Source organism: Clostridium vincentii, from assembly GCF_002995745.1.
GTDB lineage: Bacteria > Bacillota > Clostridia > Clostridiales > Clostridiaceae > Clostridium > Clostridium vincentii.
On the sequence record NZ_PVXQ01000001.1, the window covers coordinates 83,645 to 97,709 of the forward strand.

General features: G+C 30.6%; 11 protein-coding genes and 1 other RNA gene. 2 read left to right on the forward strand and 10 right to left on the reverse strand.

Annotated elements, in window-relative coordinates:
• Positions 1-224 precede the first annotated feature (224 nt).
• On the reverse strand, positions 225-1,307 hold the full coding sequence (locus CLVI_RS00435) for a HEPN domain-containing protein (protein WP_106058142.1): 1,083 nt from the start codon (positions 1,305-1,307) through the stop codon (positions 225-227).
• Positions 1,308-1,320: 13 nt separating this feature from the next.
• Positions 1,321-2,517, reverse strand: a complete 1,197-nt coding sequence (locus CLVI_RS00440) for a DUF262 domain-containing protein (RefSeq protein WP_170065558.1) — start codon at positions 2,515-2,517, stop codon at positions 1,321-1,323.
• Positions 2,518-3,081: 564 nt separating this feature from the next.
• Here CLVI_RS00440 and CLVI_RS00445 point away from each other — a divergent pair.
• The gene (locus tag CLVI_RS00445) at positions 3,082-4,338 is read left to right on the forward strand and encodes a hypothetical protein (RefSeq protein ID WP_106058144.1); all 1,257 of its coding nucleotides are present in this window, start codon (positions 3,082-3,084) and stop codon (positions 4,336-4,338) included.
• Positions 4,339-4,849: 511 nt separating this feature from the next.
• Here the strand turns inward: CLVI_RS00445 and ssrA are convergent.
• Positions 4,850-5,179, reverse strand: a transfer-messenger RNA (tmRNA) gene (gene ssrA, locus CLVI_RS00450).
• Positions 5,180-5,403: 224 nt separating this feature from the next.
• On the opposite strand from ssrA, the gene CLVI_RS00455 reads away from it, so the two are divergent.
• A complete protein-coding gene (locus CLVI_RS00455; protein WP_106058145.1) occupies positions 5,404-5,601 on the forward strand; it encodes a hypothetical protein in 198 nt (65 codons plus the stop codon).
• Positions 5,602-5,727: 126 nt separating this feature from the next.
• Here CLVI_RS00455 and smpB read toward each other — a convergent pair whose 3' ends face one another.
• The 7 genes from smpB to secG form a co-directional block, all read right to left on the reverse strand.
• Positions 5,728-6,198: an SsrA-binding protein SmpB gene (smpB, locus tag CLVI_RS00460; protein WP_106058146.1), complete on the reverse strand. Its 471-nt coding sequence runs from the start codon at positions 6,196-6,198 to the stop codon at positions 5,728-5,730.
• A 34-nt stretch (positions 6,199-6,232) separates the two neighbouring features.
• Positions 6,233-8,455 (reverse strand): ribonuclease R, encoded by a 2,223-nt coding sequence (gene rnr / locus CLVI_RS00465; RefSeq protein WP_106058147.1) that lies wholly within the window; start codon positions 8,453-8,455, stop codon positions 6,233-6,235.
• A 168-nt stretch (positions 8,456-8,623) separates the two neighbouring features.
• On the reverse strand, positions 8,624-9,454 hold the full coding sequence (gene bioC, locus CLVI_RS00470) for a malonyl-ACP O-methyltransferase BioC (RefSeq protein WP_106058148.1): 831 nt from the start codon (positions 9,452-9,454) through the stop codon (positions 8,624-8,626).
• The gene (locus tag CLVI_RS00475; protein WP_106058149.1) at positions 9,451-10,215 is read right to left on the reverse strand and encodes an alpha/beta fold hydrolase; all 765 of its coding nucleotides are present in this window, start codon (positions 10,213-10,215) and stop codon (positions 9,451-9,453) included. The genes bioC and CLVI_RS00475 overlap by 4 nt, the downstream gene beginning before the upstream one ends.
• Before the next feature lie 3 nt (positions 10,216-10,218).
• Positions 10,219-11,388, reverse strand: coding sequence for an 8-amino-7-oxononanoate synthase (gene bioF / locus CLVI_RS00480; protein WP_106058150.1), 1,170 nt, complete (start codon positions 11,386-11,388; stop codon positions 10,219-10,221).
• A gap of 202 nt (positions 11,389-11,590) precedes the next feature.
• Positions 11,591-13,615: a sodium-translocating pyrophosphatase gene (locus CLVI_RS00485; protein ID WP_106058151.1), complete on the reverse strand. Its 2,025-nt coding sequence runs from the start codon at positions 13,613-13,615 to the stop codon at positions 11,591-11,593.
• Between the two features lie 143 nt (positions 13,616-13,758).
• The gene (secG, locus tag CLVI_RS00490) at positions 13,759-13,995 is read right to left on the reverse strand and encodes a preprotein translocase subunit SecG (protein WP_106058152.1); all 237 of its coding nucleotides are present in this window, start codon (positions 13,993-13,995) and stop codon (positions 13,759-13,761) included.
• Positions 13,996-14,065: the final 70 nt, after the last annotated feature.

Sequence of the window (14,065 nt, forward strand, 5' to 3'; positions counted from 1 at the left end):
AAATTTATCCTTTTGAGTACTTATCTGACCCCCTATAACTATCACCCAATCAATATGTCATTTACTTAAAAACCGGTAAATATCCTATAAAAATATAGAAAAATACCCTCACATCATATTTATGACACGAGGGTATTTTATTTAATATGTGATTCCAATGTTTCTTTTATTTTATAAGCGATTTGTCTTGCCAATTCTACTGGTACGACATTACCAATCATTTATTATTCATTTATATCAAAATAAAAAAACTCATATTCTTTTTTTATACGTTTGTCTACCTTTATCCCAACATTTATATTTTCAGAATTAATATTTTCTATTGAAATCCTATCTATTTCTATACTCTCTATTTTTAAGGGAATTCCAATATTATTAAAATATGCAAAAATATAATCGCCCTTCCTCAGAAATGATTTTCCACTATTAATACACAAAATATAATTATTTATAACATCTATCGCATTTTCAAAAGGTTTTAGAATATTTTTACCGTACATTAATAAATATAATTCTCCAATAACAATATCACAAAGTTCCCTTGAGAAATATTTTAAAAATGGAATAGTCTCCTCTTTTATTAAATTCAGTGCCTTTCTTTGCTCCACATTTCCATGTGCAACCTTATTTCTTTCGTCTACCAACTCATCCAGAATTTTAAATGCATTTTCTCCCAAGTCATTAATATATTGTTGAACCATATCATATGCATAGCCATCTCTATCCATATACCATCTTTTTATATATTCATTATGCAATATCTTATTATTTACATCCTCTATCCCAATATCTTTTAGTAATAAGCATACTTGTCCATATTTCAGATTACCACCATGAGCAGTTATTAATGGAGTAAAAATATTTACTTCATTACCACACAAACAATTATATGCATTTTCTACAACACCCTTTGTATCGATATCCATTCTTAAAAAACGTTGTGGATTAGTTAAGAATTCTCCTACTTTCTGAATATACTTATTTCTTGAATTTATAGATAATTCACTATAGTATTCAGTATATTCAAAAATAGATTCCATATATAGTTTTGACATCTCATCTAAAAAGTTTTCGAAGCAACCATAAATACTGATAATAATAGCATTATACTGTATTTCAGAATTCACAAGTGCTTCCATATAGCTCTTTATTTTAATCGTATTTGTCATTTCCATATTACTTAAATCTTCATTATTTTTTCTAATTTCTAATATAACCTTTTTTTGTATTTCAATGCTATCAATAAACAAGCAAATTTGTTCTAATTTACTTTCTATTTTTTCTAGTTGTGCTATGTATTGTCTCATCCGTTTTCCCTCTTTACAATAAATCTTTTATAAAATCGTATAAAAATGTTGCACGTTTTAAAATTTCAGTTTTTGCTTGTTTCTTGCCATCAAACATATCGCCACTATTTTCATATGCCTTTCTTAACTTTTCAACATTTTGTGCAATATCATATTTCCCTTTAATTTTAATATCTTCTGAAGACAATGCTATCATCATTGCATCATATATCATATTTAGAGGGGAGCTCCACTGATTTTTGCCTCTACTTTTCGTATAAATACAAAATGCTTTTTCACCAAATAGAACATCTGCTTTATTGATACTGTCCTGGAAACAACTTTTCAATTCTTGTAATTGTAAAGTTGAATAATTATTACTTCTTTTTAGGCATTCATCTAAATATAGACTTAATTTACCCGAATAGTTATTAATATTTCTCATTGCAAAGTATCTTAAAACTAACTCAACATCATACATTCTCATATATAATTTATTTTTAATAAATTCAACTGCTTCTTCTTCAACAACAATATCTTCTTCTTCAACCTCTTTATATTCTATTATTCCCCAAAGCTTTCTAAAAGTTATATTTTCAGATAGCTCAATGCATAAAGCATTGAATGGACCATTATATAATGCATTACGTATTTCTTGCTCTTTTAACTGTACACCGCCTGTATTTAACCGTTCAAACACCATCTTTTTGATAATTTGTGCTTTAATATTATTTTTTGCAGATTCCTTCAATAAAGTAATAGATGATAATTGTCTTCTATCAATTCCTTCTTTTACTTTTTGAGGTAAGTGACTATAGGTTCTACCATTTAATTCTTTCCATTCTTCTAAGCCGACTAGCTTAAATCTATCTTCATAAAAATCGATGATAGTAGATATACGTTGCAAGCCATCCATAACTTCATAATTATCATAATCTTTTTCATAAATGAATACTGGTGGTATCGGAATATTCATAATAAATGACTCAATTAATTTAGATCTTTTTTTATCATCCCAAGTAATTCGTCTCTGAAAATCAGGTCTTAACATATAGTTGTCCTGCTTAAAAATCTGAGGCAAAATAGCCAACTTATAAGCTCCTTGCTCAGTAATTATTCTAGCTTCTCCCTGCTCATATTTCATATTAATATCTTTGTCAACATTACTTATCATTATTTGCTCACCCTCATTATCATCTTTTTCTTCAAAATCAAATAATTTTATTTTCATTTTTGGATCTCCTTCCATTATCATATGCAATATTTGTTATTTTATTCCCACGATTCAATCTGCGTATGTATGCATACGTCACGCCAGCAATTTAGCCTTTACTAAAATTATACATCACTTTAATAAAGTTTGTCATTATTTTCATTACCCTTTCAGAAAATAATTGAATATTTTCTAAAAACAAATAGCCTTTCCGCTACCCCATAATTGCTCTACCAACATAAACAATTACACAAAACCTATACCTAAACGCAAATATCCTTAGTTTTGCGTAAAAGTTAGTCCCCCCCTAACCCAAAAGTTCCCCCAAACACCAGTCTGAGGGAACATAAAACACACATAAATTTTGCCTAAAATCTTCTAACCCTTTGCCACAACCCTATTTCCTCTCTATCCTCACAACGCACTCAACGTGCCATGTATGTGAGAACATATCAAATCTACTAAAGTAGTTCTTTTATAATTTTTACTGATTATAATTTATTAAGGCTAATAAAAATGATTTGCAGCAAATTAAAAATATTATATAATATAGGTATATTTATTAAGAGGAGGAATGTTTAAATGAATGATAAATTATTATTTAGAGCGTTAAGTTATGATGATATAGTTAATTTAAATATGAACAATGGCATACAAAGCAGATTGAATTCACCAATTACAGGCTTTAAGCAAGCCCTTGACAATGCAACTGTACAAGTTTCTTCTGGTTCAAAAAATAAAACACGCTGGATTTCAACCTCTAAAAATTTCTTTGTATGTGCAGAAGAATATGCTATCCCACAAATAGGAAACTATAATTTAGCTCGTTGCAGAAGAAAAATAGCAATGATTAGCCGAAATGCAGAAATATCAGCACCAACAAGTTATAATTTTAATGATATAAATAGCACATATGTAAAATCTGGAAATAATGTATTAGATTTAGGTGATAATAATAATTGGCCTAATATAACTAAAGTAAAAAATAAATACTGCTTCATGAATAATCCATGTTGTAGTAATCTTAAATATAAAGGATGGCATACAACACTTTCATCTTGGAACCAATTTACCTTATTCGATAAATTTATTTTTGATTTATCTCCAGATTATAAGACTGATAAAATTTTAAAATATGCTAATCGCACTCCTAACAGTGGTAACTATGCACCTCTTCACTTATTATCTTTACGACGATTAATGGATGCAAAGCTAATAACTAATAAGATTTCCTCACCACACATAACGTGTTCTACATCAAATGACGTTAAAGAAGTACTTTTTGCAAATTCTATTTCTAATAATGCAATTGTTAAAGTACTCTCCTTTGAAGAAATTGATTTCTTATATGCTTTTAAAAAATTGACAATCTCTAATAATATTATATTTACGGATATTTTGAATCAACTCTTAACTTCTGGATTATGTTTTAAATATAACTCTATTTTCGTTCTGGATAAGCTAATTAATAACAAATCACAATCCAAAAATTTATCTTTTTTACAAGACTTTGAAAATGAAAAGGAGTGTAAGAGATTACAATTATTTGGTTGCATTAATTATCAACTTAACACCTGGAATATTAATATGCCTTTTACTTGTGCGAAAGATATTTCAATACTTGAAGATGCAATTTGTGTAGCACAAATAGGAGGCCAAACTAACACTACAATATTAAAAAAGCGAAAATTTAAAAATGATATAGTCGCCATTTTAGATACAAGCAGCAATGTAATCTCTTATCAAGAGAGCAATTATGAGGGTATTCTAGAAGATCACAAAAATAATTTATGTATACTAGACAATAACCAAGTTTCTAAAATTATTTTCACCTTGTAGCTTATCCCCGTTATACATTAATCTACCTTATGTTGTTCCGCTAAAAAGTGCACACCCACTCTAAAAATGCACACACCTAAATTAAAAATCCATAGTGGTGTGCATGTCCAATATAAAATTCTATAAATTTAATCTCTAAATCTTAAAATCCCTACTCTAAAATCTTCAAAAAACAACGAAAACCCCTGAATTCAAGGGTTTTCCATTGTATCAAACTTGTTGTTTTCTTATGGTGGAGGCGAGGGGTCAGCGGCGTCCATTATTTCTAATGGCCCTGACTATATCTTGAACAAATTATTTTTTGTCCCTTGGCGTATTATAGAAGCTCAGTATAGTTTTTATGTCTTCTATCCTAGTATTCCATAGCAAAAAGCTTTAGGAACCTATAAGTCGATACGAGGCTGTTAGGTTTCCCTACATACCTCTCGGTATTGCCGGCAACATCACTTGCTACGGTTTCACCGATAAAGCCAAATTATCACTTATATATCACTATATAAGGCAACTCTATTGAATCGAACCCCTGTCCGAAAGCAGATCAATTTGACCTTCTACGAGCGTAGTCTGTATATTAAATTTCGCTTCTTAGTACCCCTACAGACGGGAGACTAATTCGCTAGCTTCATAAATACCCCTCTAGCTCAAAGCTTTGCTAGACTTCGTTTCCTACTTAATGACACCCGTTATCCAAGTCATAGGTACCTGGGCGGATGAGTAGCTTAAATTAAGCTGCTATTGCTAAATTATCTTCTGCGTTTACATAAGGCATAGCTTTTTTACGAGGTGTCCATGCGTTCCTCGGCCCGCTTATCAAACCCATCTCACCCCCGTCGAAGCCAAATCGCCCCCATGTTGTAAGAAGAATAATCAAAACTTATATTAAGTTGTATTCTCTTAGACTCTTATTATATAATACTAAAATTTCAATGTCAACTGGCTAAAATTAAGGACTTATCCATTTTTTATATTGAATTTATAAATATTCTCAGTAATTTTATAAATAAAATTCAAAAAAAATGCAAATACTATCCTTAGTTATCATTTTTATATAAAGGAGGCTTTTTCATGACACTTTGGTTGCAAGATTTTAGAAGTTTACTTATAGAAAAAAGAGTTTCTCTTCGAATAGTATTTCTAATTCTTATACTTCTTTATCTTTTCACTACAGCATTTGTTGTTATTTCTAAAGAATATCCACTAAGGACTAATTCTACTAATAACATTACTACTAGCACTCATTTTAATTTTATTCCCCTTAGATGATATACCTCACAAAAAAAGGATTACAATTGTACTCCTTTTTTTAATTTTCTAAAAATTTCTTTAATGAATAAATCATAGATAATAAAAAATCGCTGATTAATATCAGCGATTTTTAAAACTATATACTTACTCTCTATTTCTTTCTTTCATTGCCCTATCAACGTCTCTCTTATGTGCCTTTTCAAGCAATACATCTCTTTTATCATAGTTACTCTTACCCTTACAAATACCAAGGGCTACCTTAACTTTACCATTTTTAATATACATTGCTAGAGGGACTAAAGTAAATCCATCTCTTTGCACAAGTCCATTTAATCTAATAATTTGTTCCTTATGCAGCAATAACTTCCTCTGTCTTAAAGATTCTACATTAGAAATATTACCTTGTTCATAGGGTGAAATATGCATACCCTTTATGAACACTTCACCATTATATATGTCTCCATAGCTTTCTTTTAAATTACATTTGCCATTTCTAACAGACTTAACTTCAGTTCCAACTAAAGCAATTCCTGCTTCTATTGTCTCTTCAATAAAATATTCATGTCTAGCTTTTTTATTTTGTGCTAAGGTATTACTACTTTTTTGTCTTACCATATTATCACCTACTTAGGTTTATTTTTATACTTAATTATAACTCTAAATCCTTAACTTCTTCAACTTCTTTTAGAGATTCTTTAACTTCTGGTAATTTTTTAATTAGTTCCTTAGTTGCCTTAATTTCCTGCCTGCTATATTCATCTTCAATTATTTCAAAGAATATTTCACGATTAGGAATATCAACCTTACTACATTTAACCTTAACACCTTCCCCTAACCTATAAACCTTCTTGGTTCTCTCTCCAATTAAGCAAATATGCTTCTCATCATAAACATAGTAATCATCATCTAAAGCAGTAATGTGAACTAATCCTTCAATTGTATTTGGAAGCTCAATAAAGATACCAAATGATGTAACAGACGAAATAACTCCTTCAAATTCTTCATTAATTCTATCTAGCATATATTCAGCCTTCTTTAAATCATCAACTTCCCTTTCAGCTTCTTGAGCTGTTCTCTCTGTTTCTGAAGACTGCTTTGCTGAAATATCAACTAAATCTTTAAGCATGTTCTTTCTATCTTCATCAATTTTACCATTTAAATGTTCCTTAATAATTCTATGAATTTGCAAATCTGGGTATCTTCTAATAGGTGAAGTAAAGTGACAGTAATATTGCGCTGCAAGTCCAAAGTGACCTGTGGATTCAGGTGAATATTTAGCTTTCATCATACTTCTTAATAAAAGAGTGCTAATTACTGTTTCTTCTTTCTTTCCCTTAACCTTCTCTAGTATATCTTGAAGATTTCTAGGCTTTATCTCCCCAGTCCACTTAATTGCATAACCAAGATTATATACAAATTCCTTAAACTTTTTCAATTTTTCTTCATCTGGGTTTTCATGTACTCTATAAACAAAAGGTAGATTAGCCCAGTACATGTTCTCTGCTACTGTTTCATTGCAAACAAGCATAAATTCTTCTATGATTTTGTTAGCAATTTCTCTGTCATAAGGTTTAATATCAATAGGCTTTCCTAATTCATTTAAAATAATTTTAGATTCTTCAAAATCGAAGTCAATTGCTCCTCTTTTTAATCTCTTCTTATTTAAAATATCCCAAAGTTCTTCCATAACTTTGAAGTCACCTACTAAATTGCTGTATCTTTTGATTAAGTCCTCATCGTTATATTTAAGAATTTTTGTAACATCAGTATATGTCATTCTCTCATCTGTTCTAATTACTGATTCCATTATTTCATGTTCAAGAACCTTACCAGTATCATCGATAGTCATAAAACAACTTAAAGCAAGTCTATCCACATTAGGATTTAAAGAACATATTCCATTTGATAATTTCTGTGGAAGCATAGGAATTACTCTGTCAATTAAGTAAACTGAAGTACCACGAAGTAGCGCTTCCTTATCTAAAGGATTTTTTTCTCTAACATAGTGAGAAACGTCTGCTATATGTACTCCTAGCTTATATCTACCATTATCTAATTTTTCTATAGATACGGCGTCATCTAAATCCTTTGCATCCTCTCCATCTATGGTCACCATCTTTACATCTCTAAGATCTGTTCTTCTTTTATATTCCTTAGCTTCAATTTCATCAGGAATATTATCTGCAAAGTTTAATACCTTAGTTGGAAATTCTTCTGGAAGACCAAACTTCTTAATAATAGTTAAAATATCTAAGCCTTTATCTCCCTTTTTCCCAAGAACCTCAACTACTTCTCCCTCAGGACTTCTTCTTTTGTCTGGCCATTTAGTTATTTGAACAACTACTACGTCTCCATGTTGTGCTCCCTTGCTATCTTTTCTAGCTATAAAAATATCTTGGTTTATTCTAGCATCTTCAGCTATTACAAATCCAAAGTTTTTGCTATCCTCATATACTCCAATAATTTTTGTGTTGCTTCTTTCAATTATTTGAACAACTTCACCCTCTCTTTTTTTACCATCCTTATCTTCTCTAGTTACTCGAACTAATATCTTATCTCCATTCATAGCTCCATTAATAAATGAGCTTGGTAAAAACACATCTTTTTCCTCTTCATTGTCAGGAATAAGAAATCCAAAACCTCTTGCATGAGCTTGTAATTTTCCAGGTACTAATCCTAATTTTTCAGGAAGGGCGAACTTATCCTTTTGAGTTCTAATGATAGTTCCTTCCTTTTCCATGGATCTTAATGCCTTTTTAAATGCACTATATTCCTCTCCATTTATTTCAAATACCCTTACTAATTCTTGAATATCCATTGGTCTATAAGCTTCTTCTCTCATAAAATCTAATAACGTTTTTTTTAATTCCATTGTTTATTCCTCCCACCAAAATATCTTATTAATAGTTTGGCCATTAATTCCAATTATTACTCTCTTTATATCTTAACACAAAGAATAAAAAAGTAGAATAAATAACTTGGTGTACCCTTGTTATTTACTCTACTCATTTAAATTTCTTCTTTTTAAATTTACATAAACCTATCGACATTCTCTCATCTTATAAAATAAACAATGATAAGTGGCTTTAACTTTATCATTCTCTCTAAAATTTTCATTATAAAGATTCATTACTTTTTTGATAAAAGCTGGTGATGTACCCCTACCGTTTTTATTACTATTATTAGCCCCTATTTTCTTTATGGAATAAAAAAAATCCTTACAGTTATTAAAATACTCATATTCAAGTATTTCTTTATTTTGTACTAAAACCTCATTATCAATGTTCTGATTTATCAGAGCATCTTCACACAACATAGCTAATTCATTTAATCCATAAAAAAGTTGCCCAGGATATATTGTTTCTTTTATGTCCATTGCTTGCTTTGCTATCTCAAAGCACTCCTTTAATTCGCAAAAAGTATCTTTGCCAAATGTAGAAAAACAAAGTAAGCCCTTCGGATTTAATGAATTATATAATTTTTTTATAGTTATTGGTATATGATTAAACCATTGAAATGTGGCATTTGAAATAATAATATCATAGGTATTTTCAAGGTCCATTTCTTCTATATCACTACAAATAAAATCCACAGCATTAGTTGTTATTTTAGACTTTATTTCATCAATCATTCCTGGTGCAATATCAACAGCAGTTATATGTGCAGAAGGGAAAATTTCAATTAATGAATGTGTTAAGTATCCCGTTCCACACCCAATCTCTAAAATGTTTTTTATTTTAAAAGTATCCTTATTATTTTCTAGGATAAACTCTATTAAAGCATCACTCATCTTTTTTTGAACGTGGGCATATTGACTATAATTTGAGGCGTTTTTACTAAAATGAAGTATTACCTGCTGTTTATCAATCATAACTTCTCTTCCCTTTTAACCTTTTTTTTAATAAATTTTGATATGGCATTATAACAATCATTAGGATTTGTAAAAAATGGAATATGCCCTCCATTCTTTATAACTTCTATTTTAGAATGACTTATTATGTTTTTTATATATATAGTAGATTCTAAAGGACACATACTATCTTCTTCACCATGAATCATTAATAAAGGGCTATCTATATCAATTAATTTATTTCTTAAATCTTTTTTTATTAAATAATCTAGTCCCAATACTAAGGAATTTATTGATTGATTTTCAATTGTATCTACTATCAATTCCATAAATTCCTTATCATATCCAATTTGCTTTTCTGATTTTGAAAACATAGCATTATTAAAATCAAGTAGCGTTTCTTGAGGATTTCTCTTAAGAAGCTGAAACTTCATTCTTTCTACAATTCTTTTATCCCATCCTATATTGTATTCATCTTCTTTATGTTGAACAAAGGAGCTTGTACCACCAATTAATATTATATTATTAATCTTGTAAATGTTATCTATTGCAATCTCTTGAGCAACTAATGCTCCTAATGACCATCCTAAAATAGAAAAAGAGGCAAGCTTTTTTTGTTCTATAACTCTTATTACCCTCTGTTTAAAATCATCTACTGAATGAACGTTATCCCATTCAATAAATATTAATTCAAAGTCTTTTGATAAAAATTCATTGATTCTTTTCCAAACAAAACTTTTCATTCCCCAACCAGGCAGCATAATTAAATATGGATTATTCATATATTAACCTCCAATAATTTTTAGCTGTTTTCCAATTAATTTAATTTTCATTAATGCCTCTTCTAAATCCTGTTGAGAATGTGTTGCCATTAAAGAAATTCTTAAACGACTTGTTCCCTCAGGTACAGAGGGTGGACGAATGGCTGGTATATATACTCCCGCTTCTAATAAACCTTTGCTAAATTCAACAGCTTTATCAGCTTCACCGACCATAATAGGAATAATAGGAGTTTTTGTTCTAATTAAATTAAAACCTGCTATTTCAAGTTCCTTCTGAAACCAATCAGACATTTTTAATAATTTTACTCTTCTTTCATCATCTTTCTCAATAATTTCTAATGCCTTTATAGAAACTGCAATTGTGCTGGGTGATAATGCTGTAGAGTAAATAAAACTTCTGGCATAGTTTCTTAAATAATCAATTAAATCTTTCTTACCCGCTACAAATCCACCTTCTGAAGCAGCGGCTTTACTTAATGTTCCCATCATAATATCAATTTCATTTTCTAATCCAAAATATGATGAAGTACCTGATCCTTTTTTCCCTAAAATGCCTGTAGCATGAGCATCATCTACCATTGTCATTATAGTATGTCGCTTTGCAATTTTTACAATATCAGGCAATGGGGCTATATCTCCATCCATACTAAATACGCCATCTGTTACAATTAAATTGTTACTTCCTTTATATTTATTTATTTTGTCTAGCAAATCATTAATATCACAATGTTTGTATCTGATAAGTTTTGCACCACTTAAACGGCAACCATCAATAATACTAGCATGATTTAATCTATCACAAAAAATAACTGAGTTTCTATCGCACAAGGATGTAATAATACCTATATTAGCCATGTATCCAGTATTAAAAACTAAACTATCTTCAGTCCCTTTAAAAGATGCGATTTTCTCTTCTAATTCTTTATGTATATCATAACTTCCTGTCGTTAATCTGGAACCCCCTGAACCAACACCATATTTATTAATTGCATCAATGGCAACTTTTTTCAATCTAGAATCATCACAAAGTCCTAAATAGTTATTTGACCCTAACAGTATTAAATCTTTTTCTTTAATTTTCACTCTAGGTGTTTGTGCCGTTTCGATATATCTAAGCTCTCTATATAATCCTTTTTCTTTAGTTTTTTTAATTTTTTCTATTATATGATTCATTGCTTAATTCTCCTATAAAGTAAATATATAATTTATCCTATTTCCGTATTTTTTTTATTATTACTCTTTATATAACGATAAAACAACACCAGACAATTGTCAACTCAATATAATTTATCAGTTTACAATTAGGACATATATACCTGAAAAAGAAAAAAAATTGCCTCTCAATGAATTTTAAAACATTGAGAAGCAACTTATTCTACTTAAATATATTTAATAATATTCCACCATACTCTAAAATTACCGGTGCAAATACCAAGGATACTATTGTCATAAGTTTAATTAATATATTCATAGATGGTCCTGAAGTATCTTTAAATGGATCTCCAACGGTATCTCCAACGACTCCTGCCTTATGTGCATAGCTACCTTTACCGCCATGAGCTCCACCTTCAATATATTTCTTAGCATTATCCCATGCTCCACCTGCATTAGCCATCATGATTGCCATTAGTACCCCTGTTACGACACCACCAGCTATAAGACCGGCAAGAGCTTCTCCTCCAAGAAGAATTCCTACGGTTAAAGGAGCTGCAATCGCTAATATTCCTGGTAATATCATCTCATGTAGAGCAGCTTCAGTTGATATTTCTACACACTTAGAATAATCTGGCTTTACTGTACCTGCTAAAATGCCTTTGTCCTCTCTAAATTGTCTTCTAACTTCCTGAACCATTTGACTTGCTGCCTTACCAACAGATGCCATAGTTAAAGCTCCAAATAGGAAAGGTAACATACCTCCAATTAAAACCCCTATAAGCGTTACTGGATTAAGTAAATCAATAGTTGTTAAATTAACAGCTTGTGCATAAGCTGCAAATAGAGCTAATGCTGTAAGTGCTGCTGAACCTATAGCAAAACCTTTACCTATAGCTGCTGTTGTATTTCCCACTGAATCAAGTTTATCTGTGATTTCCCTAACTTCTTCGTCAAGATGACTCATTTCTGCTATACCACCTGCATTATCTGCAATAGGACCATAAGCATCAACTGCCACTGTCATAGCTGTAGTTGAAAGCATTCCTACTGCCGCAAGAGATATTCCATATAATCCAATCATGGCATCACTATTTCCACCTACACCATAGTAGGCTACGAAAATTCCTACTGCAATTAATAGTATTGGGATTACTGTAGATTTCATACCTACTGCAAGTCCTGCAATGATATTAGTTCCAGGTCCAGTCTCTGATTCACTTGCAATAAGTTGCACTGACTTATACTCAGAAGAGGTATAAACTTCAGTAACCTTACCTATGATCATTCCAACAACTAATCCAGCTACAACTGGTATAAATAATTTTAGGCTATCAAACATTACATAACATGCTACTGCTCCAAATATTATTACTAATATACCAGAAATTGTAGTTCCTGCATTTAAAGCTTTTTGAGGATTATCTCCTTTATTACTTTTTACAATAAATATTCCTATTAATGAAGCAATAATCCCTATAGATGCTAAAATCATAGGAAATATTGCTGCATCACGACCTGCAACTGCTGTAAGTACACTTCCTAATGTTATTGCTGAAATCATTGAACCTACATAGGATTCAAAAAGGTCTGCTCCCATTCCTGCAACATCTCCAACATTATCTCCAACATTATCTGCAATAACTGCAGGATTTCTAGGGTCATCCTCAGGAATTCCCGCTTCAACTTTTCCCACAAGATCTGCTCCAACATCTGCAGCTTTAGTATAAATTCCACCACCAACTCTAGCAAATAAAGCTATAGATGAAGCTCCAAGCCCAAATCCAGTAATATATTCTGTATGCAAATCAAAAACAATTGTAAGTGTTCCCAGTCCAAAAAGACCTAATCCTACTACACATAATCCCATAACAGTTCCACCAGAAAAGGCTACTGAAAGTGCCTCTTTAACCCCAGTTTTTGCTGCTTGTGCAGTTCTTACATTTGCCTTAACTGCAGTTCTCATACCAATATACCCTGCTATAATTGAAAATAAAGCACCAATAACAAATGCTACTGCTGTTTGAATGCTTAAGAACACTCCAATAATCAAGGCAACGATTACAATAAATATGGCTAAGTACTTATATTCTTTTTTAAGAAACGCCATAGCACCTTCCTCAATATATCCGGCTATTTCTCTCATTTTCTCATTTCCAGCATCTTTTTTTACTACACTCTTTGCAATGAATATAGTAACTATCAAAGCCGCAATTCCGCAAATTAAAGGTATTATTAATAATTCCATATATTTCATCTCCTTTTAACTTTTTTTACAAGGCACATGAAGCAGATATATTTAAACCTTATATTAATGTATTCCCCAAATCTATTAAAAATCCTTGTTTTATGATAAAAAAATAAACAGCTATTAGCTGTTAATCTTTTTATCTATCCAATTAAATTCAGTCCTATTGCAATTCCTGCAAATAATAGCATTGATACTACTGTTACTCTTGCAAGCATAACTTCTTTAGTTTTAGATTTGTTTTTTGAATAAAACGAGTCACTACTACTACTTCCTTGTACTAATCCACTTAAGGCATCAGATTTACTTGGTTGCATTAAAACTGATACAATCACTGATAATCCTAAAATTACTTCTATAACTAAAAGTGCATTTTTCATAAAATACCCCCTAATTTTAAGGCTTCTCCACCTAATCAATAGTACAATAATATCATATACAGTATTTTTT